Source organism: Paracoccus sp. 08, from assembly GCF_024105395.1.
Lineage (GTDB): Bacteria > Pseudomonadota > Alphaproteobacteria > Rhodobacterales > Rhodobacteraceae > Paracoccus > Paracoccus marcusii.
The window spans coordinates 108,231-127,440 of record NZ_WEKR01000005.1; the positions used below are offsets into that span (position 1 = coordinate 108,231).

Annotated in this window: 18 protein-coding genes; 4 read left to right on the top strand and 14 right to left on the bottom strand. The window is 63.7% G+C overall.

Features of this window, described 5'->3' with window-relative positions:
- Positions 1-413: 413 nt before the first annotated feature.
- The 12 genes from GBO37_RS02695 to GBO37_RS02750 all read right to left on the bottom strand — a co-directional run bounded on the left by GBO37_RS02695 (position 414) and on the right by GBO37_RS02750 (position 9,272).
- Entirely contained in the window at positions 414-2,699 is a 2,286-nt protein-coding gene (locus tag GBO37_RS02695; protein WP_252926973.1) for a PriCT-2 domain-containing protein, read from the bottom strand.
- Entirely contained in the window at positions 2,699-2,923 is a 225-nt protein-coding gene (locus GBO37_RS02700) for a DUF6511 domain-containing protein (protein WP_252926975.1), read from the bottom strand. Before GBO37_RS02700 ends, GBO37_RS02695 begins: the two co-directional genes overlap by 1 nt.
- Positions 2,920-4,659, bottom strand: a complete 1,740-nt coding sequence (locus GBO37_RS02705) for a DEAD/DEAH box helicase (RefSeq protein WP_252926977.1) — start codon at positions 4,657-4,659, stop codon at positions 2,920-2,922. The genes GBO37_RS02700 and GBO37_RS02705 overlap by 4 nt, the downstream gene beginning before the upstream one ends.
- Positions 4,653-5,597, bottom strand: a complete 945-nt coding sequence (locus tag GBO37_RS02710; RefSeq protein WP_252926979.1) for a PD-(D/E)XK nuclease family protein — start codon at positions 5,595-5,597, stop codon at positions 4,653-4,655. Before GBO37_RS02710 ends, GBO37_RS02705 begins: the two co-directional genes overlap by 7 nt.
- Positions 5,597-5,962 (bottom strand): hypothetical protein, encoded by a 366-nt coding sequence (locus GBO37_RS02715; protein ID WP_252926982.1) that lies wholly within the window; start codon positions 5,960-5,962, stop codon positions 5,597-5,599. Before GBO37_RS02715 ends, GBO37_RS02710 begins: the two co-directional genes overlap by 1 nt.
- Before the next feature lie 66 nt (positions 5,963-6,028).
- Positions 6,029-6,520: a DUF669 domain-containing protein gene (locus GBO37_RS02720; protein WP_252926985.1), complete on the bottom strand. Its 492-nt coding sequence runs from the start codon at positions 6,518-6,520 to the stop codon at positions 6,029-6,031.
- Between the two features lie 22 nt (positions 6,521-6,542).
- On the bottom strand, positions 6,543-7,289 hold the full coding sequence (locus GBO37_RS02725; RefSeq protein WP_252926989.1) for an ATP-binding protein: 747 nt from the start codon (positions 7,287-7,289) through the stop codon (positions 6,543-6,545).
- Positions 7,289-7,777, bottom strand: a complete 489-nt coding sequence (locus tag GBO37_RS02730) for a hypothetical protein (protein WP_252926992.1) — start codon at positions 7,775-7,777, stop codon at positions 7,289-7,291. Before GBO37_RS02730 ends, GBO37_RS02725 begins: the two co-directional genes overlap by 1 nt.
- Positions 7,778-7,802: 25 nt before the next feature.
- A complete protein-coding gene (locus GBO37_RS02735) occupies positions 7,803-8,168 on the bottom strand; it encodes a hypothetical protein (RefSeq protein WP_252926995.1) in 366 nt (121 codons plus the stop codon).
- On the bottom strand, positions 8,165-8,368 hold the full coding sequence (locus tag GBO37_RS02740; protein WP_252926997.1) for an AlpA family transcriptional regulator: 204 nt from the start codon (positions 8,366-8,368) through the stop codon (positions 8,165-8,167). The genes GBO37_RS02735 and GBO37_RS02740 overlap by 4 nt, the downstream gene beginning before the upstream one ends.
- Before the next feature lie 221 nt (positions 8,369-8,589).
- Positions 8,590-8,946, bottom strand: coding sequence for a hypothetical protein (locus tag GBO37_RS02745; protein WP_252926999.1), 357 nt, complete (start codon positions 8,944-8,946; stop codon positions 8,590-8,592).
- The gene (locus tag GBO37_RS02750; RefSeq protein ID WP_252927001.1) at positions 8,946-9,272 is read right to left on the bottom strand and encodes a hypothetical protein; all 327 of its coding nucleotides are present in this window, start codon (positions 9,270-9,272) and stop codon (positions 8,946-8,948) included. Before GBO37_RS02750 ends, GBO37_RS02745 begins: the two co-directional genes overlap by 1 nt.
- A 110-nt stretch (positions 9,273-9,382) precedes the next feature.
- Between GBO37_RS02750 and GBO37_RS02755 the strand changes: the two genes are divergently transcribed.
- The 4 genes from GBO37_RS02755 to GBO37_RS02770 all read left to right on the top strand — a co-directional run bounded on the left by GBO37_RS02755 (position 9,383) and on the right by GBO37_RS02770 (position 16,702).
- A complete protein-coding gene (locus GBO37_RS02755; protein WP_252927003.1) occupies positions 9,383-10,060 on the top strand; it encodes a LexA family transcriptional regulator in 678 nt (225 codons plus the stop codon).
- 33 nt (positions 10,061-10,093) lie between these two features.
- On the top strand, positions 10,094-12,280 hold the full coding sequence (locus tag GBO37_RS02760) for an ATP-dependent RecD-like DNA helicase (RefSeq protein WP_252927005.1): 2,187 nt from the start codon (positions 10,094-10,096) through the stop codon (positions 12,278-12,280).
- A 39-nt stretch (positions 12,281-12,319) separates the two neighbouring features.
- A complete protein-coding gene (locus tag GBO37_RS02765) occupies positions 12,320-12,682 on the top strand; it encodes a hypothetical protein (protein WP_252927007.1) in 363 nt (120 codons plus the stop codon).
- A 384-nt stretch (positions 12,683-13,066) separates the two neighbouring features.
- Positions 13,067-16,702, top strand: coding sequence for an AAA family ATPase (locus GBO37_RS02770; protein ID WP_252927009.1), 3,636 nt, complete (start codon positions 13,067-13,069; stop codon positions 16,700-16,702).
- A 429-nt stretch (positions 16,703-17,131) separates the two neighbouring features.
- Here the strand turns inward: GBO37_RS02770 and GBO37_RS02775 are convergent, their stop codons facing one another.
- A complete protein-coding gene (locus tag GBO37_RS02775) occupies positions 17,132-18,103 on the bottom strand; it encodes a GTP pyrophosphokinase family protein (protein WP_252927011.1) in 972 nt (323 codons plus the stop codon).
- A 20-nt stretch (positions 18,104-18,123) separates the two neighbouring features.
- Positions 18,124-19,077: a nucleoid-associated protein gene (locus tag GBO37_RS02780; RefSeq protein WP_252927014.1), complete on the bottom strand. Its 954-nt coding sequence runs from the start codon at positions 19,075-19,077 to the stop codon at positions 18,124-18,126.
- Positions 19,078-19,210 lie beyond the last annotated feature (133 nt).

A 19,210-nucleotide genomic window follows, 5' to 3' on the forward strand; every position in this document is an offset into this window, starting at 1 on the left:
GATGTGTGGGGAGCGGTCCATGACGACCTCCTCTTCGATTGAGAGGCCGGGGCGGCACGGCTGCCTGGTGAGGGCAGCACGCGCGCCCGGACCGGGATCGCGAGGTCTGGTCACGGTCACGTTGTCGATGCCGGGAGCGCCCGGCACTTCCTTCAATGGCTTCACCCCGTCCGCTTGAAGGAAGTGGGGCCGCAAGCCATTGGCAGAATGGGTATAAATCTCTTCTTTCAATATTTCAGTTATTTCATGGGGTATGGGTGTGGCACCCCTTCCCATCCACGCGCGCGAGGGTCTCTGCGTGAAATATTGAAAGAAGTCCGCCGCGCCGAATTTCCGTTGCAGGACGAGGGTTTGGGTGGAAACTTCCTTCAAATGAAGGATGGGGGCTGTTGAAGGAAGCATCGTCCCGGCCCTCACCGCAGCGCCCGGAAGCGCATGGCCTTCCGACCCCCGGTCTCCTGCTCGACCGTGACGATGTCTCCGCTCTCGACCAGCGTGAGCAGGATGTCGTCGCGGTCGCGCGCCCGAAGCCATTGCGAGGCGCGGGTCAGCTCGGACTTGGTGACGCCTGCCGACCCCGCCTTGCGAATGATCTCGCGCACCCGCTTCAGATGCGCCTCTGTCTCGGTGTCGGCGACGTGGCGCTCGACGGCGTCGATGGTGCGCCGGGCGAAATGGCGCACGAAATCGATCGCCCAGACAGCATCCTCGAGCCGGATGACGGGATGGACCGCATCCTGCCCCACGGCCAGGACGAGCGCGACCTTGGCCGCGTTTTCCGCGATCCGGGCGAGCATCGGCGTCTGAAATGTGCCGGCCGCGGCCCTGAGCTCGGCGGTGATCTCGTCGCGGAGCGCGTCGAAGCGAAGCTGCGCCTCGTCGTCCATCGGCACGGTCATCGGATCGACCGCGGTCTCTGGTCCGGATGTCCGGCCGGCGAGGTTGCCGCTGGCCTGGCCGCCGCCTTCGGCGAGCCGCTGCAGCCCCTCGATCAGCGGCCGGGGCGATCTCCGGAGCCCGGCGCTACGGTTCTCGTCCGGATAGTCCTCTTCACTCGGCAGGATGATGAGCCGGGCGAGCGAGCCGTCCACCACGTTGGCGCCCTGCAACGCCCCCCAGAAATGCAGCGGCGTCGTCGTGCCGTAGACGCAGAGGCAGGGCTGGACGATGTCGCGCCGCTCGTTCGAGCCGTCCCGGTTCGCGTATTCCGCACCGAGGAAGATTCCGTTGGCCGCGGTGTAGAGCTCGGTCATGTTGTCGAGGATCTCGGTGATGTGGCGCGGGCTGCGCTTCCGGTCGGCCGCCGCCGAGAGGAACATCCCGAACTCGTCGATCTGGAACAGGATCGCGGGCTGCCGGTGCAGCGCGGTCAGGAGCCCCGCGCCGGAGGCGATCTTGTTGCCGCCCAGGTGGTGCGCCAGCCCCGCCGCGAAGAACAGCTCGTTGACGACCTCGCGGGCGTGGTTCTTGCCCGACCCGCTGTCCGCGATGCCGACGATGTAGAGGTTCGTGCGCAGGTCGGTCGTCGTGCGGTAGCGCCGCCCCATCAGCGCGCCGAGGGCGCAGAGGCTGGCGCCCACCGCGAGAAGCGGCTGCGGTCTGCGCGCCGTGTCGATCATGTAGCGCGCGAGATCGCCGACCAGCCCGCCCGGGATCGTCAGCGTGAACGACGGCGCAGGCGGGAGGATCGGCATCGGGGCTTCGGGTTGGGCGAGCCGCGCAAGGAGGCCGGCTGCGGGATGCTCGTCGCTCGCGCAAACCTTCTGACTGCCGTCGAGCAGGAGGTTGGGATCGGGGCGCCAGCCCTTCTCCATGGCGAGGTGATAGATCGTGCCGGCGCCGATCCGCGCGGGCTTGAAGCTCGTCCATGCCTTCGCCGTCGCGGCCGGGTCGTTCTTGGCCGCCTGCGCCGACCAGTCGGCGAAGAGCGTCGCGCCCTCCTCGACCAGGGCGCCCTTCAGCGCCATGCCGATGCGCATCCAGCTGTCATAGTCGAGCTCGGCGTTCGGCAGCCAGACGAGCGCGCTCCGGATCGCCGCCAGCGTGCCGGCCTGTGCGTGGGCCGGCAGACAAGGGTGCCCGGCCCGGTTCACCCCCTTCGGCCCGAGGCTCTTCGGGCGCATCTCGGGCGGAATCAGCGCCAGCGCCTCGTCGAGGAACGCTGCCGCCCGGCCGGCGTCGATTTCGGGCAGGCTCTCGATGTCGAGATCCGCGAGCCCCTCGTCCGGCCAGGCATAGGGCTGGCCGGTATCGGGATGCTTGGCATAGGCCACGAACTGCTGTCCGAGGCAGAGCATCTCGAGCGGCGCGCGCCGGATCCCGGCGAAGGGCTCTCGCGTGCGATAGACCAGCAGCCGCTTCGGTGCCTTGCCGATCCTGAGCGCGGGCGTGTCGCCCAGCCGCTCGCGGGCCAGCCGCTCGATGTCCAGCGCCAGATCACCATCCTCCGCGATGTCGATGTCGAGCGCGGCGACCGCGCCGCCGACGATCCCGACGCCGCAGTCGGGCCAGCTGGACCAGGTCGTGACCTCGAGTTCGGTCGTGGCGCGGCTCCCATGCCGGTTCCATTGCGGGTAGTCGTGCCAGACCGCGCGGGCGAACTGGCCTGGTTTCTTGGTGCCGGGCGCGATCGGCAGGATCGCGTAGCCGTTGGTCACGAGGCGCGCGCCCACGCGCGCCATCCACGAGGTGTCCGCCATCAGAAGGGCACCTCCGGGATCATACCGTCGAGCCGCGCGCGGTCCTTCGCCGCCATCTCACGCAAGGCATCGCAGTAGCCGGTGACGATCACCTCGACGAAGCTGTCCCACTCCTCCTCGCTGAGCAGGGCAAGATCAGTCCGGCCGAGGCTGTCGAGATAGGCGCCACCGGCCTTGCCGCCCTCGACCATGGCCGCCGTCTCATTGGGGGTCGGATCGATCATGCCCGACCTCCGGTGGCAGAGGTCCTGGCAAGCCCGGCTGCAGAGGTCTCTGCGGCTCGTGTCGCGCCGTGGGTCGGAGACGCGGAAGCGCGCGTCGAACCAGCCCCAGCCGCGGGGTTCTCGATGGCAGACGGCGCAGAGCCCGGCACGGCTGTAAGACATGGGGCGAACCTGTAGGCGGTGATTTCGGTGAAGCGGCCCGCGGAGCGGACGGCGATCTCGGTCGGGCGACGCAGCCGGTCCGCCAGCAGGAGCGCCTCGTGGACGGACTCGGGCACTTCCAGCTCTGGCGCCCGCTCGCGCCACCAGCTCGCGGCCTTCCGGCGCGGATAGCCCTCGTGTTCGAAGCAGACCCATTCCGTGTGGAAGGCGAGACCGCAGCGATAGGTGACCTTCAGCGAGACCCGCCCGCTCCGCTTCTCGTGACGGCTGTAGGTCACGTCCGTGACGGCGACCCATTGCGGCTTGCCGGTCGACAGCACCTCCAGCGTCGAGGCGGTCGGCTCGAGCTTCACCTCGCGACCGGGGAACTCGAAGCCGCAGCCGGGGCATTCGAGGGCGGCGATGGCCACGATGGTCCCGCATTCGGGGCAGATCTTGGTGGGTGGCGGCCCGTCGCCCGGACCACCCGGCCGTTTCGGCCGCACCAGATCGATGGGGCCATGCCGGCGGACATTCCCCGCGAAATCGAGAACGAGGCAGTTCTCCTTGCCCTCGGCAAGCCGAGTGCCCCGACCGGCCATCTGGACGTACAGCCCGGCCGACTTGGTGGGCCGCAGCATCGCGATCAGGTCCACGGCCGGCGCGTTGAAGCCCGTCGTCAGCACGCCCATTGAGGCCAGCGCCCTGATCTCGCCGCGCTTGAAGGCGGCGATGATCGCGTCACGCTCGTCCTTCGGCGTCTTGCCGAAGATGATGGCGCAGCTGACCCCGCGGCGGCGGAACTCCTCGGCGACATGGGTGGCGTGGCGGACGCCCGAGCAGAAGGCGAGCCAGGACCGGCGCGTCTCGCCATGCGCGATCACCTCGGCCACGGCCGCGCGCGTGATGGCGTCCTGGTCGACCGCGTCCTCGAGATCGCGCGCGATGAACTCGCCGCCCCGCGATCCCACGCCCGTCACGTCGAGGCGGGTCTTCGTCTGTTTCGAGATGAGCGGGGAGAGATAGCCCTGATCGATCAGGTCGCGGACCGAGACCTCGTGGGCGATGTCGGTGAACAGCGCATTCTCGCCCTCGTGCAGCATGCCGCTGTCGAGCCGGAACGGCGTCGCCGTCAGCCCGATCACCTTCAGCGCGGGGTTGATCGCCTGCAGGTCATTGAGGAAGCGGCGATACATCGTGTTCGACCGGCCGGGGATCAGATGGGCCTCGTCGATCAGCACCAGATCGGCATGGCCGATGCGCGGCGCCTTGTCGTGGATGGACTGGATGCCGGCGAAGAGAATCCGGGCCCGCGCATCGCGGCGGCCGAGTCCGGCCGAGTAGATGCCCGCCGGCGCCTCGGGCCAGAGCCCCAGCATTTCGGCATGGTTCTGCGCGATCAGCTCGCGGACATGGGTGACGACGAGCACGCGCTGGTCGGGCCAGGCCTTCAGCACGCCGTGGATGAAGGCGGCCATGACGAGGCTCTTGCCGCCGGCCGTGGGGATCACGACGAGCGGGTTGCCGCTCTCCTTCTCGAAATAGCCGTAGATCGAGGCGATCGCGGCCTGCTGGTACGGGCGCAGGGTCAGCATGCGGCGGCCTCCTCTTTGCGGGCGTCGTTGGTCCAGGCCGCGCCGTCGCGCATGCGGTAGGAGACGAAGTCCTCGCCTGCGTCGCTCACCTCGCCGGGGACGAGATCGGGGATGAACAGGTGCCGGGGGCAGGCTCGGCGCTGGTCGGAAGGATCGAGCAGCCGGTCGTGGCGCGCGCAGTGCCAGCCGCCTTCGGTGGGCGTCGAATGCAGGCAGGACCGGCAGGTGACAGCCGCGGCGTCCTCACCGTGGCAGAGCCCGTGGTGGTCGCAGAATCGGCACTCAAACCAGGCGGGATCCGCGCTGATCCGCTCGGGCGGGTGCTGGGCGAAGATGATCCGGCGCGCCTTTTCCAGCAGGCGCTCGCCCGTCTCGGGGTCGGCCGGGACGCGCTCGATGTGCAGCGCGTCCGTGTCCTTGCAGACCGCGACGTAGAGCGCCCGCGTGATGCCCGTCAGGTGCATGTACACCTGCATCTGCGCGGCGTGCTGGGGCTTGGCGAGCGCAACGCCCTTGGCGATCAGCTCGGCAAAGCTCTTCGCGGAATGCGTCTTGAACTCGACAACGTGCCAGGTCTTCGGCGCCTCCAGGAGCCCGAGGGCGACGGCGTCGAGCGAGCCGCCGAAGTGCCCGCCATGGGCCTCGACGCGGAACTGCCGCCCGCTCTCGGGGTCGACCTCCAGCACCGTCGCGCCGGTGGCGCGCAGGTCGCGAACGAGCCGGGCCTCCTCCAGCTGGCCGGTCTCGAACAGCCGCAGGATGCGGCCCGTGTGCCGCGCGGGCGTCGCCCAGCGGAAGTCGTACCAGAGCGCGCGGGCGCAGGACTTGCCGATCAGCGAGCCGCCGAGGTGGTCGCGGAAGCCGTCGCCCTGCCGCGCCTCGTAGGAGGCGTAGATCGCGGACAGGGTCGGCGTCGGGGGCTCGGGAAGCTCGGCCATCAGCACGCCTCCTCCCGCTCGAGCCGCGCCCGCGCCTCCGCCAGCACCGCGGTCCAGGCGGCACTGTCATGGCGTTCGCGCAGGACGGCGATGATCATGTCCTTGAGCCGTTCGCGCCGGCGGCGGCCACCCTGACGAGCGACGATCTCGGCGCGCTCGCGGTTGAGGTGGCGCAGCGCCGTGCGCGCGCGGTGAAACCAGTCGGGGTCGATCGGCTTGGCCGTCCGCTGCCGCGTGAGATCGGCGGTCGCGATCTGCGTGCGGATCTTCGCGATGGCGTCCTCGATCTCGATCAGGCGGCGGGTGTCGTCAGGCAAGCCGGGGGCGTTCGCGGCCACGCAGGCCGCGTCGATGGTGTTTGTCATGATCGGTCTCTCGGGTCTCGCGATGTCCGGGCCGCAGCGAGTTTCAGCCCGCCGCGGCCGATTGCGTCAGCTCTTGCGGTTCCAGGGCGCGGTGGCCGGGCGGGCGGGCGCGCTGGCCGACTGCGTCGCGGCGGGCTTGGGCGGGATCGCCTGCACCGGGGCCTCCGGCACCAGGTAGCGGATCGTGTTGCGCTCGCCGTAGCCGTCCTTCGGGGGCTTCACCCCGACCTGGATCGTCATCGGGATCAGGTGCAGCTCCTCGCTGTCGTTCACCTGCAGCTTGCCCGTGGCGTGGCAGATCGCCGACAGCGTGCGCTGCGCGATTTCCACCGTGGTCGGGTTGGCGTTCACCAGGTTCAGCTGGTCGAAGACCTTGCGGCCCTGCTGCGGCCCCTCGAGGATGTCGAGCATAAGCCAGAGATACTTCCCCATCCCGTTCTTCGTAACGCGCATCTCGCTCTCGACGATCTGGGCGCGGTACTTGCCCGCGGGCAGGATCTCGTAGGCGGTGGTGGGCTCGATGCCGGCGGCGTCAAAGGCGGTGTCGAAACGTGCCATCGTGCTGTCCTTTCAGTCTTGATCAGGCGGATTGGGTCATGGCGCCGAGGAACTCCGACCATTGGAGCGGCAGGGTTTCCGGCAGGCCGTAGCGGTTCTTGGCGAGGAAGGCGGGGCGCTCCTCGGTGTGCATGACGCGAGCACCGGACCCGAGCGCCCGGGTGACCTTCTTGTTGAAACCCACGTCGGACTTGCTGACCGAGATCCGGTAGTTGGCGAAGAGCACCACGTCCGAGTGCTCCTGCAGCAGCGCAGACGCGCGGGCCTGCAGCTTGATCACATACCGGTCGTAGGGTTCGTGCTCGGGGCTGTCGAAGCGCTTGATGTCGGTGTGGGCGATCTGGATGACCGCCATGCCCTTCCGGTCGCGCAGCGCATTCAGCTTGTCGATGTATTCGCGCCAGATGTTCAGCGCCTCGGCGTAGCCCTTCCCGAAGCCGGGGCTTTCGATCGATTGCCAGCCGTTGCGCTTGCAGGCCTCGGCCCAGATCAGCGGTTCCAGCCAGTCCACGCTGTCGACAACCACCGTCGCATGGTCGTGGTCCTCGCCCAGCAGGGCGTCGAGCGCCTCGGCGACCTCGGCATAGCTCGTCGCCAGCGGGAAATGCGGCACCTGCAGCTTGCCGAGACCGTCCTCGGTAAGGACGAACACGGGCCTGTCTGCAGAGGCGGCAAAAGTGGATTTGCCGATGCCGGCAACGCCGTGGACCAGCACGCGTGGCGGGCGAAGCATCGTCGAGGTGCGCAGGGAAGCGAGCGAGATGGCCATCAGCGCACCTCCTCGCCGAGCAGCAGCCGGAACTTCGGCTTGCCGGTACGAACCGTGCGCGCAGGCGCGAACTCGTCGCGGATGTCCCTGGGCCAGGCGGTGTACTTGCGTTCGGAGACGCTGAGCGCGAGGTCGACATACTCGCCGGGATCAGCGCCATCAGCCAGAATCCGCCCGACCAGTGCGGCGAGCAACGATTGGTCCCAATCGACGCGCTTGGGGAGCTCCGCGACCACGGTGATCGGGCCGTCCTGCAGCCGAACGGTGCCGGTGTCCTTGCCGAGACCATGGCGGTCCTCGGCGGCGGAGGCGGCGTAGCGCACCTCCAGGGCGGTGGCGAAGCGCGCGGTGAGGGTTTTCACGTGCCTGGCTGCAGCATCGATCTCGTGCTGCATGGCGGCGAGCAGCTCGACCGGAAGCTGGGCGATCTCGCCTGCCGTCAGGTTGATCAGTTCGTCGATGCCAGGCGTGTTCTGCGGGAAAGACATGTGGGTCTCCGTGATGGGAATGATGTCAGGCGGCCTTGAGCAGGCGCATCGGGACGGCGACGCCGGGAGGCTCCGGCCTCGGGCGGGCGACCGCGACGTAGGCAAAGTGGTCGGGACCGAGCCGGGCCTGCACGAGATGGACGAGGTCGCTCTCGGCCGCCCGCAGAGCGGCGGCAGCGAGTTTGCGCAGCTCCGCCTGGCGTTTGACGCCGAGCTTCAGGCCGGAGCCGATTGTGTCGACGGCCAGAAAGCCGCGGTGATAGACCAGCGCCTCACCCGGAGCGGCCTGCGCAATCCAGGCTGCAAAGCTCACCTCGTCGAGCGGGGGACCGCCGGCGCCGAAGATCGAGACGGCGTCGGTCACGGGGATTGCGAAATGACGGGCCATCATTCCGCGCCCTGCTCGGTGGTGCTGTGGCGCTGGCGGGCCTGCTCATAGGTCAGCACATCCTCGAGACGGTAGACCACTCGGCCGCCGATTTTCAGGAAGGCTGGCCCCTCCCCGGTCCAGCGCCAGCGTTCGAGCGTGCGCGCCGATATGGTCCAGCGCGCGGCGAGTTCGGTCTGGTTCAGGCGGGTTTTGGTCTGCATCGCTTTCTCCCGGTGTTCCGTTGGGAGAGAGATGCACGACACCATGGGTGGATGTCGTCGGGATCAGCGTGGGATGCGGAGGGGGATGAGTGAAGCCAACAGATGACGGGGGAAAAACCGGTCGGGACGATCGTCATCCCCTTCCATCCCCCTCCCCATCCCCCAGCTCGTCCCACGGCGGGGGTCCGGAAGGGGAAGGCCGGCGCGGACGATGATTCGAATCAGGACTCAGCGAGGCGATAGGCACCCCGGCCATTCGACTCGATCAGCAGCGACCAGTTCTGCTTCGACTTGAAGATGTCGGACATCTTCAGACTGCGCGATCCCGCCGCCGCAAGCACGACCTTCCCGCTCTGCCAGGGCTCGCCCCGTGACGCCGCTGCGTGCAGGATCCGCACCACCTGCGCCTGGATCGGTCCCAGCCGGAACTCCCGACCGTTGCAGCGGACGATCTGGTAGTCGGCGGAAGCGTGAAAACCACCGTTTCGCCCGACGCCGGCCGCCGCGCCAAACCCAATTTCCGCTTCGAGCCGGTCGCGTTCCTCACGCCTCAGCACCAGGTCCAGCTTGTGGATCATCAGCTGCTCGCGCGATCCCCAGAAGCAGGCATAGCCCGCGCCCCGCTGCGAAAGTGGCAGACGCTGACTTCGCCGACCCGGAAGAGCTGGAAGACGTCCCTAACATGCAGGTCGAGCAGACCGTTGAACAAGGACCGCTCGCAGGGAATCGCGAAGCAGCGGCCATCGTCGGTTTCCTCGTAATCGCCGAACTCGATCGGCAGGTTGAGGATCCGGATCGAGAGACGGAGTTTGTCGTTCTCCGCAAGGTAGATGAGGTCGGACTCGGAGATGGACCAGCGCTCGAGAATCTCGGAGAGCGTGAAATAGAGCTTGTCGATGTGCATCTGCTCCCCTTCGGTCCTTGCACCACATGTTCCGGTTGTGTTCTAACTTGCTTGACGTGTCCTCATCAATCCTGTTTGATCCAACAAGATCCTCAGGCAGGTGAGACACGATGCCCGAGCACCATACGCTCGCCGACCGCCTCAGGGCGCGCGCCTCGCAGCTGGGCCTCGCTCCCGCTCATGTCGCGGAGCTGGCTGGGGTGAACCGCTCCTTCGTCTACGACATCCTGCGCGGACGCTCGGCCCGTCCCGGTCTCGACCGTCTCGCCGGGATCGCCCGTGTGCTGAAGGTGGATCGGGACTGGCTGATCCACGGCATCGGCGAGGTGGAGGGCGCCTCACCGTTCGTCGAGAACCCGGACGATACATTCGTGGCGATCGCGCATGCCACGCCGCGGCCGTCGATGGGGGGCGGTGCGGTCGTGACCGATGACAGCGACACGCCCGGCCGGGCCTATCACTTCCGACGATCCTGGATCCGGCACAACCTGAAATCCACCCCGTCCCAGTTGCGCATCATGCATGTGCAGGGCGACAGCATGGCGCCGACGCTGCTGAGCGGCGACACGGTGCTGGTAGACATGACGCGCCGTGCCCCCAACCCACCGGGCATCTTCGTGCTGGACGACGGCATGGGGCTGGTCGCCAAGCGGCTCGAGCACATCCCGAATAGCGACCCGCCCGGCGTGCGCATCATCTCCGACAACCCTCACTACAGCCCCTATGAACGCACCTCCGAAGAGGTCAACATCATCGGACGGGTTCGCTGGTATGGCCGGGAAATCTGAGCGCCCACGGACATCCGCCGCCGGAGGCGGTGAATGAAGTCACAGGCCGAGAACCCGACCGAGGTGCTCGCCGGCCTCGTGGAGCGGGTGACCTACCACAACAGCGAGACCGGATTCTGCGTGCTGCGCGTGAAGGCACGGGGGCATCGGGATCTGGTCACGACGGTCGGACACGCCGCGATGATCTCGGCCGGCGAGTGGATCACCGCCTCCGGGAGCTGGCTGAACGACCGCAATCACGGCCTGCAGTTCAAGGCGCATTTCCTGAAGACATCGGCACCGTCGACCATCGAGGGCATCGAGAAGTACCTCGGCTCGGGCATGATCCGCGGGATCGGACCCGTCTATGCGCGGCGACTGGTGAAGCAGTTCGGGACAGACGTATTCGACATCATCGAGGCGACCCCCGAGCGCCTGCGCGAAGTCGAGGGCATTGGCCCCGTCCGCGCTGCCAAGATCACGTCAGGGTGGGCGGACCAGAAGACCATCCGGGAGATCATGGTCTTCCTCCATCAGCATGGAGTGGGTACCGCGCGCGCCGTGCGGATCTTCAAGACCTATGGCACGGATGCCGTGCAGGTCATGAGCGAGAATCCCTACCGGCTGGCCAAAGACATCCGCGGCATCGGGTTTCGGACGGCTGACACGATCGCCGACAAGCTCGGGATCGAAAAGACCGCGATGATCCGGGTGCGCGCCGGGATTTCCTACGCGCTGACCGAGGCCATGGGAGACGGCCATTGCGGCTTGCCCCGCGCAGAGCTGATCGGCCTGGCAGAGAAACTTCTCGAAGTCCCCGCGCCGCTGATCGAGAGCGCCCTGCTCGAGGAACTCGCCGAAGAGACGGTCACGGCCGACAGTGTCGGGGAAGCGGACTGCATCTTCCTGACGAGGCTCTACCTCGCCGAACGTGGGATTGCCGAGCAGCTGAAGCGCATCCGCGCCGGCAACTTGCCCTGGACCGAAATCGATGCCAACAAGGCGCTTCCGTGGATCGAACAGAAGACGGGTCTCACGCTCGCAGCCAGCCAGGCCGAGGCGATCCGGCTGGCGCTTCGGTCCAAGTCGATGGTAATCACCGGCGGTCCCGGCGTCGGCAAGACGACCATCGTGAATTCCATCCTGCGCATTCTGGCGGCCAAAGGCGTCAGGCTCCTGCTCTGCGCGCCTACAGGCCGAGCCGCCAAGCGCATGACGGAAGCCACCGGCATGGAGGCCAGGACCATCCATCGGCTGCTCGAGTTCGACCCCAAGGCGTTCGGCTTCAAGCGGGACCAGGACAACCCGCTCGACTGCGATCTGTTGGTGATTGACGAAAGCTCGATGGTGGATGTGATGCTGATGCAATCGCTCCTGAAGGCTGTGCCGAGCAATGCCGCGCTTCTGATCGTGGGCGACATCGACCAGCTGCCCTCCGTCGGCCCCGGCCAGGTCCTGGCGGATATCATCGCCTCAGGCGCGGTGCCGGTGGTGCGGCTGACCGATGTGTTCCGCCAGGCGGCCCAGAGCAAGATCATCACGACGGCGCATGCCATCAATGCCGGGCACATTCCGGATCTGTCACCCCCCAGTGATGCGGCGGATTTCTATTTCGTCCCAGCGGCGGATCCGGAAGAGGCGGTGGCCCGGATCGTCGAGCTCGTCGCCAGGCGCATCCCGCGCCGCTTCGGCTTCGATCCGATCAGGGATATCCAGGTCCTGTGCCCCATGAACCGTGGTGGCGTGGGCGCCCGTTCCCTCAACATCGAGTTGCAGGCGGCCCTTAACCCGGCTGGTGACAAGCGCGTCGAGCGATTTGGCTGGACCTTCGCGCCGGGCGACAAGGTCATGCAGATCGAGAACGACTACGACAAGGACGTCTACAACGGGGACATCGGCATGATCGACGATGTCGACCTCGACGAGGGCGAACTCTCCGTGAATTTTGACGGTCGCTCAGTGACCTTCGCCTTTGGCGAGCTTGACACGATGGTGCCAGGCTATGCGGCAACCATCCACAAGAGCCAGGGATCGGAATACCCGGCCGTAGTCATCCCGGTCATGACGCAGCACTACGCCATGCTGCAGCGCAACCTGATCTATACCGGCGTCACGCGCGGCAAGAAGCTGGTCGTGCTGGTCGGCCAGAAGAAGGCCGTCGCAATTGCCGTGAAGAACGTCTCGGGTCGCCGGCGCTGGTCGAAGCTGGCGGAATGGCTGACATCGGGATATCGTGCCTGAGCGCGCCCGGCCGCGCTCTCACCTCCCAAGGGCGAAAGCATGTCGAAATTCGAACACCTCTGGCGCGAACAGTGCGAGGCTGCGGAAACGGTCAAGACCCGCTATGGGGAGCAGGCAGCTTTCGATTACCTGGTGGGCGAGAAGCTTCTGAACTTCGTCTCCGCCGCAAAGGATCGTCCGGAGTTCGCGGCCCAGCTTCCCGCATTTGTCGCAGGGGTCAGACAGTTGTTCTCAGGCGACGCGATGGCATCGTATCTTGAGACCCTCGAGGTGCGGCTCGTCGAAAAGACGCACGACGTCGACGATGCCGATATGGAGATCCTCGGTGCCGACACCAGCGACCTCGAATGCCTGCGTCAGATCGCCGATCTGTTGCGCACACCAAGCCTGGGCACGGCGTGATGGAAAACGCTTATCTGCCATGTGCTTGATTACTCAGGCATTCGTGCCCTCTTGCTTCCGCAGTGCCGGCCCCTGAAACGAAAAAACGCCCGCGAGATTTCTCTCCGGGCGCAACTCTGCGATGATTTGAACATGCGTCAAGAGGGGCTGGGTTGTCAATCTTTATCCAGGCTATGGACATCAGCGTCTCCAATATGCCCCTCTTTATCATGAGAAAATTTGGTCACGGTCCGCATTCTCTGCTGGGCCTGGTGTCGATTGAGGGACAGAATGCATAGCAGCGCGCGACAACTGCCAATACGCCACCTCTCGGTTCGACTGCCTTGGCACGACAGCGGCTGGACTGGAACCATCTGCAATGCGCCATCCAAGAACAGTTGGTGCATGATCCTCAAGCGGATCCGAGAAGAGCGCGAGGTAGTTGCCGAGGAAGCAGTCGCGGGCCGAGCTTGGGCTGATCTTAGCGAGGCTGAACTACCGGCATGCCTCGCGGAGCGCGGGGCACCTCTGAACGCCATGGCCTATTCCCTTCGCAGCCGCCATCCGTTCGCCGGCTCCTCGGCCACGACCCACGGCCATTTCGCCGAGAACGAGTTTCGCCTGCCTCCATACAGCGTGCAGACCATTCCATTTCGTTGGACTCGCAAGGAAGACGCACAAGCCATCGCCGACGAGCTCGCCCTACCCTTCGACCTTGCGCGCGAACCGCAGCTGGCGTTCGAGACGGTCTGGGTCAACGATTTTGTCAATCAGCAGATAATTCTGGACACGTTCTTCAGTGCGCTGGCACCTGAGAGGTCGCTCGTCTTTCTATACACCAAACGCACACCATTGACCGATGACCCCCGCCGCGTACTGGTCGGCGTCGGACGCATCACCTCAGTTGGGCCCGCGCAAGAGCATGCTTACAGCGGCGACGCGGGTGGAAAATTGCGCGGCCTTATGTGGGAACGACCGGTTTCTCACTCGATCCGTCCTGACGGCTTCGACGGCTTCGTGCTTCCCTACCAGCAACTCTTGGCTTTGGCAGAGCGCGATGGGAATATCGACCCATCAGAATTCGTCGCTTTCGCGCCTGACGAAGGCTTCGAGGCGTTCAGCAATGTTGCAGAGCACGTCGACCACGACCTTGCCATAGCGAGCCTTCTTTCGCTAGCAGACAAGGTGCGCGTCATCGCCAAGCACATTCCAGGCGCATGGGACCGTCACCTCGAATGGATCTCCGAACGTCTTTCGGAGCTGTGGCAGCTACGTGGGGCGTTTCCGGGGCTCGGCAGCGCGCTGCACGCGTTTGAAATCCGCTATGGGACGTTGCTCGCGATGGACCTCGCCCAGAGATACTCCGTCGACGGACGATGGACGGAAGATCCGTGGGCGCTTGTTTCGCGCGCATTCGCGGATCCGACCGCGGTTCTGTCTCCTCAGGTCGCCTCCCACATACAGCCGTTCGACGGGAAGCGGCTATCTGCCCTGCCCCAAGAGCGATTGGAGCTCTTGAAGCTCTTGTCCAGATTCGGCCTGACGATCGAACAGGCGTCTCGCTTCTTCAACACCGAGAGCAGAGAGCGTCTAACCGACGAGGATATCCTCCGGAACCCTTACCGGCTTTTCGAGACCGACAGACACAGGCTCGATGCGGTAACGATCGGAACCATCGACCGCGGCATGTTTCCCGATCAGTCGGTGCGCGAGGCGTTCCCATTGCCGGAAATCAGCCGCCTCGAAGGCGACCAGGACCCGAGGAGAGTTAGGGCGCTGGCGGTCCACGTCCTCTCAGGTGCGGAGGCGACAGGCCATACTCTGCTACCGGTCGACCAGGTTCTCGAAAGCATCCGTGAACTCGAGCTCGACCCGCCTTGCCGGCCGAGCACGGACTTACTGCCGCTGTTGAACCCAGTCATGGCGCCTGAGATCGTCGATGCATCGTTGTCGAACGGAACGCGCGCTTGGCAGTTTGGCGAGAGACGCAGGATCGACGATCTCTTGCGGCAGCAGGTGAGCCGACGGAGGAAGGGCCGGCGCCATGACACCGGACACGCATGGCGACACCTTGTCGATAAATCTCTAGGCGACATGCCCGAAGACCACGACGAGGCCGCGATCGAGGAGCTTGCGAGGACCGAAAAGGCAGCCGCGCTCCAAGAACTTTTCTCGGCGCGGTTCTCGCTGCTGCTGGGCCCTGCTGGAACAGGAAAGACCCGGCTACTCCAGATGCTTTGTGACCTACCGGAGGTGCGCGGCGACGGAATCCTCCTCTTGGCACCGACAGGCAAGGCGCGAGTGCAGATGCAGAGGAACATTGAAGGGCTGAAAGCTCTGACCATCGCACAGTTCCTGTTGCCAGCTCGCTTCAACCCGGAAACACAGCAGTATCGACTCGCGGACGCCCCAAAGGTCGAGAGCGCTGGGACCGTGGTCATCGACGAAGCCTCGATGGTCACGGAGGACATGCTTGCCGCAGTCTTCGACGCGCTCAAGGGCCCGAAGCGGATCATCCTCGTAGGGGACCATCGACAGCTCCCACCTATCGGTGCCGGTCGGCCTCTGGTAGATCTGGCGAGAGAATTTAGGCCGTGGGACGAGGATCGGGAGCCCCCTTTCCCCCGTGTGGGGCCAAGCTACACAGAGTTGACTGTGCATCGCCGACAGACCGGCAAAGGCAAAGCGGGTCGCGACGATCTACTCTTGGCATCGTGGTTCACCGACGAAGCGCCAGATCCCGGAGCGGACGAGATCTGGGCGCGCATGGCCCTCGGCAAGACCGACGGACATGTCGAAGTTCGCCGCTGGCAGACAGATGAAGAACTGAAGGATGCGCTCCTGGAGGCGCTCGTCCGACACGTCCCCGAGATAGAACATCACGAAGATGAACGCGGCTTTGGTATCTCGTTGGGAGGCGAAGGAACCGACAAGGGCGTTTTTTTCAACTCGACATGGGCTGAACGGAACAGGAGCGGTTCCGCTGCGCGATGCGAAAGCTGGCAGCTCCTTACGCCTGTTCGTGGAAAGGGGTACGGCGTTGAAGAACTCAATCGTTTCCTGCACGAACGTTTTCGGAAGCAAGCGCTTAGGTTTGCGGAAGGCCGTCGGCCCCGCACGCCGCGCCCGAACGGCGCGGAGCGGATAATCTACGGCGACAAGGTCATTTCAACTACCAACAAGAAGCGCAGCGTCCTCGGCGGTCGGAGAGAGCTGGTTTCAAACGGAGAAGTAGGAATTGTCGTTGGTCGAACCGAATTCAAGAAACAACAATACAACACGCCTGAGAGACTGGAAGTCGAATTTCGCACCCAGCCAGGCAACACGTTCGTCTATTGGCCCGGCGACTTCGGCGACGACGGAACGGTCGTACTGGAGCTCGCCTACGCACTCACCGTGCACAAGAGCCAAGGGAGCCAGTTCAAACAGGTGTTCGTCGTCATCCCGCAGCCGTGCTTCATTTTGGGGAGAGAGTTGATCTACACGGCTCTGACGCGCCAAGTCGACCGGGTTGTGCTTTTCGTTCAGGGTCAACCGTCCGATCTTCGGGCCTACACTTCAGCGAAGTACTCGGAGGTGGCGCGGCGCTACACGAACCTGTTCGCTGACCCTGACATGCTCGCCGATCCGAGCGGCACATTCCTCGAACGTCGCCTAATTCACCGGACAGCCAGAGGCGAGTTGGTCCGCTCAATCTCCGAGGTGGTCGTCGCCGATGCGCTTAATGCCGAGGGCATCGACTATCACTACGAGAAGGGTTTACGCGGTGCAGACGGTGTCGAGCGCTATCCCGACTTCACGGCGGAAGACCCGGCGTCAGGTGTAACGGTATACTGGGAGCATCTTGGGATGCTGTCAGACCCGACGTACGCGAACAGGTGGGAGAAGAAGCTCAAGTGGTACAACGAGGTGATGAAACTCGAACCGAACGGTCCCGAGAACAAGAAGGGTGAGCGGCTCGTGACCTCGGAGAACCGCATGGACGGCGCAATCGACTCCGCACAGATCCGGCAGCAGGTACGCGATGTGTTCGATCTTTGAGGTATTCGCGAAGGGGGCGCATGGAAGCGCACCCGAATCGCCGCTTTTGGTTTTCGAGGCGATATGAAGGACTTCGCGCCCTCTTGCTTCCACAGTGCTTCCACGGGTGTTGGAAACGCAAACGCCGCCCCGGAGGGCGGCGTTCAAGCGTTTGATAACGCGTATGATTTTGGTTGCGGGGGTAGGATTTGAACCTACGACCTTCAGGTTATGAGCCACCTGCAGCAGCTTAACGAGCTTTCTTTGATTTCAGAGACTTACCACACAAGCCTTTGAAATGGCGAATTACTTCGAGGGGAACCAGCGCGCGTCGCCGTCATTCGACGACTTCAACTGTTGCCAAGGCAGCGCTCGCGGGTTGACCAGACGTTGACAAGGTCGCGCGATCATCAGTTCGGGATAGCAGCCAGAGCACAGCGCACTAACAGCCTAACCGTACATCGACATGCCGAGGTCGCTGTATATGAGCTGCAAATCCTGATCTGGGATTGGACAGTTTACGGAAGCAGTCATCGGCTCGATACCAACCTTGAAGTAGACCAAGAGGATTGTCGGAAGTTTGAATATCGGATGCAGTTCCATATGCTCAGCAATCCGGCTGCCGATCCATCGCTTGTCCGAAAGCCATGTGGTAAGATCTTCGAGCGCAACGTCGGCAGCGTACCGGTCCAGAATTAGCCCATCGAGCGGCGTGTTGCCATTTCCAGGGTGATGAGCAACAATATCAATGTACTGTTCTGACAGATGCCGCACTGTATTCTTCAGCGGATCGACTTGCTCAGCGATAAGCTTATTCAGTTGGCTGAAATAGTCCGCCGTTGCTTCGATTAACGCCATGCTCTTGGCGGCTGCGCGCTTCATACTTGAAGTCGTTTTGATCGACGGCTTGTACAGTGTGTCGTGAGTGATCTCACTGTGGGCATGCTGTAAAAGCGTCCGCACTTGCACTTCGCAGGGGATATTCTCCGGGAGTTCAGTACCATCCTCAAAAAACAGTCCTAGCTTCGATCGCACGACGAAGTGAACAGACTGATAGACGAACTCATACGGATGAAGCTCTCGCTCGGCCTCGTGATCTCTCGCACGAACTGCGGTCCAAAACTCAGTCTCAGTTTCAATGGCCTGCGCCATCATCCGCACATCTTCGTCAAGGAGGAGAACCAGCCTGACACCGACCTTATCTTCTATGTCATTGAAAGGATCGAGATAGTTTTTCTCAGGTCGAAAGAATGCCTTTTGGAGAAGGGACTGATCGTCCTTCAAACGTGGCTGTGTAGGGATGCGCGAAAAATGCCCTGCTTGGGACGCCGGGACGCGTGACGCAATAAGTTGATGCAGCCGCTGGAGAACCAAATCTCCCCAGCGGCGGTAGGCAGGCTTTGCAGCCTGCCAGAGATCCATAAAGTCTTGTTCCCTGCTCGTCATGTCTCTCTGACGAATGGCTCGCTAATCGTGATCACTGTTTTTTCTGCTCCAGCTGAGCCGTCTTCTGGTGGCAAAGTGTCGATGGTCACTCTTCCATCAGCAATAGCTTCAGGTGACGCGGAAAACTCTATATCGGTCCCATATTTGAACTTACGGCGGCGGAGGCGAGTAGTGAGCTCGGCGGTATCCCTTCGAATAGCCCGTTCTGGAAACTGCTTGCTGACCATGAAGCCGCGATAGTTGTCTCTGATTTCCAGCGGCACATGTCGATCCGCGAACTCTTCCACCGTGAAGGTGGGCGCTTGATCGTTCTTTACGTAGGTGTACAAAGAATCTTGCACAGCATGCCGCGTCGCTCGATCTGTAATTCTGCTCTTGGCAAAGTCTTGAGTAAGGTTAAAGAATCTAGCCGTCTCGTAGGCGCTATCTTCCATAAAACCACAGCCAAGGAAGGATTCGTAAAAATATATCGCCGCAGCTTCGCGATTGCTTGGGACGATCTTGTGGTCAAACACGATAGCCCGCCAACCTGAAGCATCGGCCTGGCGGACAGCTGGTGCAACCATAAAACCGATCTTGTATAGACGAGTTGCCTGCGTCAAAAAGAGGTCGTTCACGAACTCTGTGATGATAGCTGCACCATCCCGCCGACGACGGAACCCGGCCTGTACCTCGGCTTTGATTGCTCCGACAAAAGGTAGATTCTGGTTTCCGGTCACCCCTCGGAACACAATGACGATCCCGCCAGGGATCTGTTGGGATGTTTGCGCTTCTGAAAGACGTGTAGGTATCCTTTTGGATTCTGCCAAGAAGTCCTCAGGCGTGGCGCAGGCCACGAGCGTCTCCGCATCACCATGGAACGATCCTGCTCCGGCTCTTACTATCCGCATCTCTATCGCTTTGGACTTTGCCGACAAGGCGTCGGTAACCCGAAGGCGAAAGGCGGTCATCGCCTCGGCAGATAGATTCTCTAAGCGCGTGCCAAAGTCGGGCTGTAGGATCCGGCGATCCTGTCCCCTCTGGAAGACTTCATGAACGACGATGTCACTTACGCGTAGATTCTCCAACATTATGCTTTCAAAA

What these genes read in the sequence shown, in the direction of transcription:
- GBO37_RS02750 (WP_252927001.1), bottom strand. Translation starts at nt 9,272, where the DNA reads ATGCACATCGACAAGCTCTATTTCACGCTCTCCGAGATTCTCGAGCGC.
- GBO37_RS02715 (WP_252926982.1), bottom strand. Translation starts at nt 5,962, where the DNA reads ATGACAAACACCATCGACGCGGCCTGCGTGGCCGCGAACGCCCCCGGC.
- GBO37_RS02700 (WP_252926975.1), bottom strand. Translation starts at nt 2,923, where the DNA reads ATGATCGATCCGACCCCCAATGAGACGGCGGCCATGGTCGAGGGCGGC.
- GBO37_RS02775 (WP_252927011.1), bottom strand. Translation starts at nt 18,103, where the DNA reads ATGGATCTCTGGCAGGCTGCAAAGCCTGCCTACCGCCGCTGGGGAGAT.
- GBO37_RS02745 (WP_252926999.1), bottom strand. Translation starts at nt 8,946, where the DNA reads ATGATCCACAAGCTGGACCTGGTGCTGAGGCGTGAGGAACGCGACCGG.
- GBO37_RS02760 (WP_252927005.1), top strand. Translation starts at nt 10,094, where the DNA reads ATGAAGTCACAGGCCGAGAACCCGACCGAGGTGCTCGCCGGCCTCGTG.
- GBO37_RS02730 (WP_252926992.1), bottom strand. Translation starts at nt 7,777, where the DNA reads ATGTCTTTCCCGCAGAACACGCCTGGCATCGACGAACTGATCAACCTG.
- GBO37_RS02710 (WP_252926979.1), bottom strand. Translation starts at nt 5,597, where the DNA reads ATGGCCGAGCTTCCCGAGCCCCCGACGCCGACCCTGTCCGCGATCTAC.
- GBO37_RS02735 (WP_252926995.1), bottom strand. Translation starts at nt 8,168, where the DNA reads ATGATGGCCCGTCATTTCGCAATCCCCGTGACCGACGCCGTCTCGATC.
- GBO37_RS02780 (WP_252927014.1), bottom strand. Translation starts at nt 19,077, where the DNA reads ATGACCGCCTTTCGCCTTCGGGTTACCGACGCCTTGTCGGCAAAGTCC.
- GBO37_RS02770 (WP_252927009.1), top strand. Translation starts at nt 13,067, where the DNA reads ATGATCCTCAAGCGGATCCGAGAAGAGCGCGAGGTAGTTGCCGAGGAA.
- GBO37_RS02765 (WP_252927007.1), top strand. Translation starts at nt 12,320, where the DNA reads ATGTCGAAATTCGAACACCTCTGGCGCGAACAGTGCGAGGCTGCGGAA.
- GBO37_RS02720 (WP_252926985.1), bottom strand. Translation starts at nt 6,520, where the DNA reads ATGGCACGTTTCGACACCGCCTTTGACGCCGCCGGCATCGAGCCCACC.
- GBO37_RS02695 (WP_252926973.1), bottom strand. Translation starts at nt 2,699, where the DNA reads ATGGCGGACACCTCGTGGATGGCGCGCGTGGGCGCGCGCCTCGTGACC.
- GBO37_RS02755 (WP_252927003.1), top strand. Translation starts at nt 9,383, where the DNA reads ATGCCCGAGCACCATACGCTCGCCGACCGCCTCAGGGCGCGCGCCTCG.
- GBO37_RS02725 (WP_252926989.1), bottom strand. Translation starts at nt 7,289, where the DNA reads ATGGCCATCTCGCTCGCTTCCCTGCGCACCTCGACGATGCTTCGCCCG.
- GBO37_RS02740 (WP_252926997.1), bottom strand. Translation starts at nt 8,368, where the DNA reads ATGCAGACCAAAACCCGCCTGAACCAGACCGAACTCGCCGCGCGCTGG.
- GBO37_RS02705 (WP_252926977.1), bottom strand. Translation starts at nt 4,659, where the DNA reads ATGCTGACCCTGCGCCCGTACCAGCAGGCCGCGATCGCCTCGATCTAC.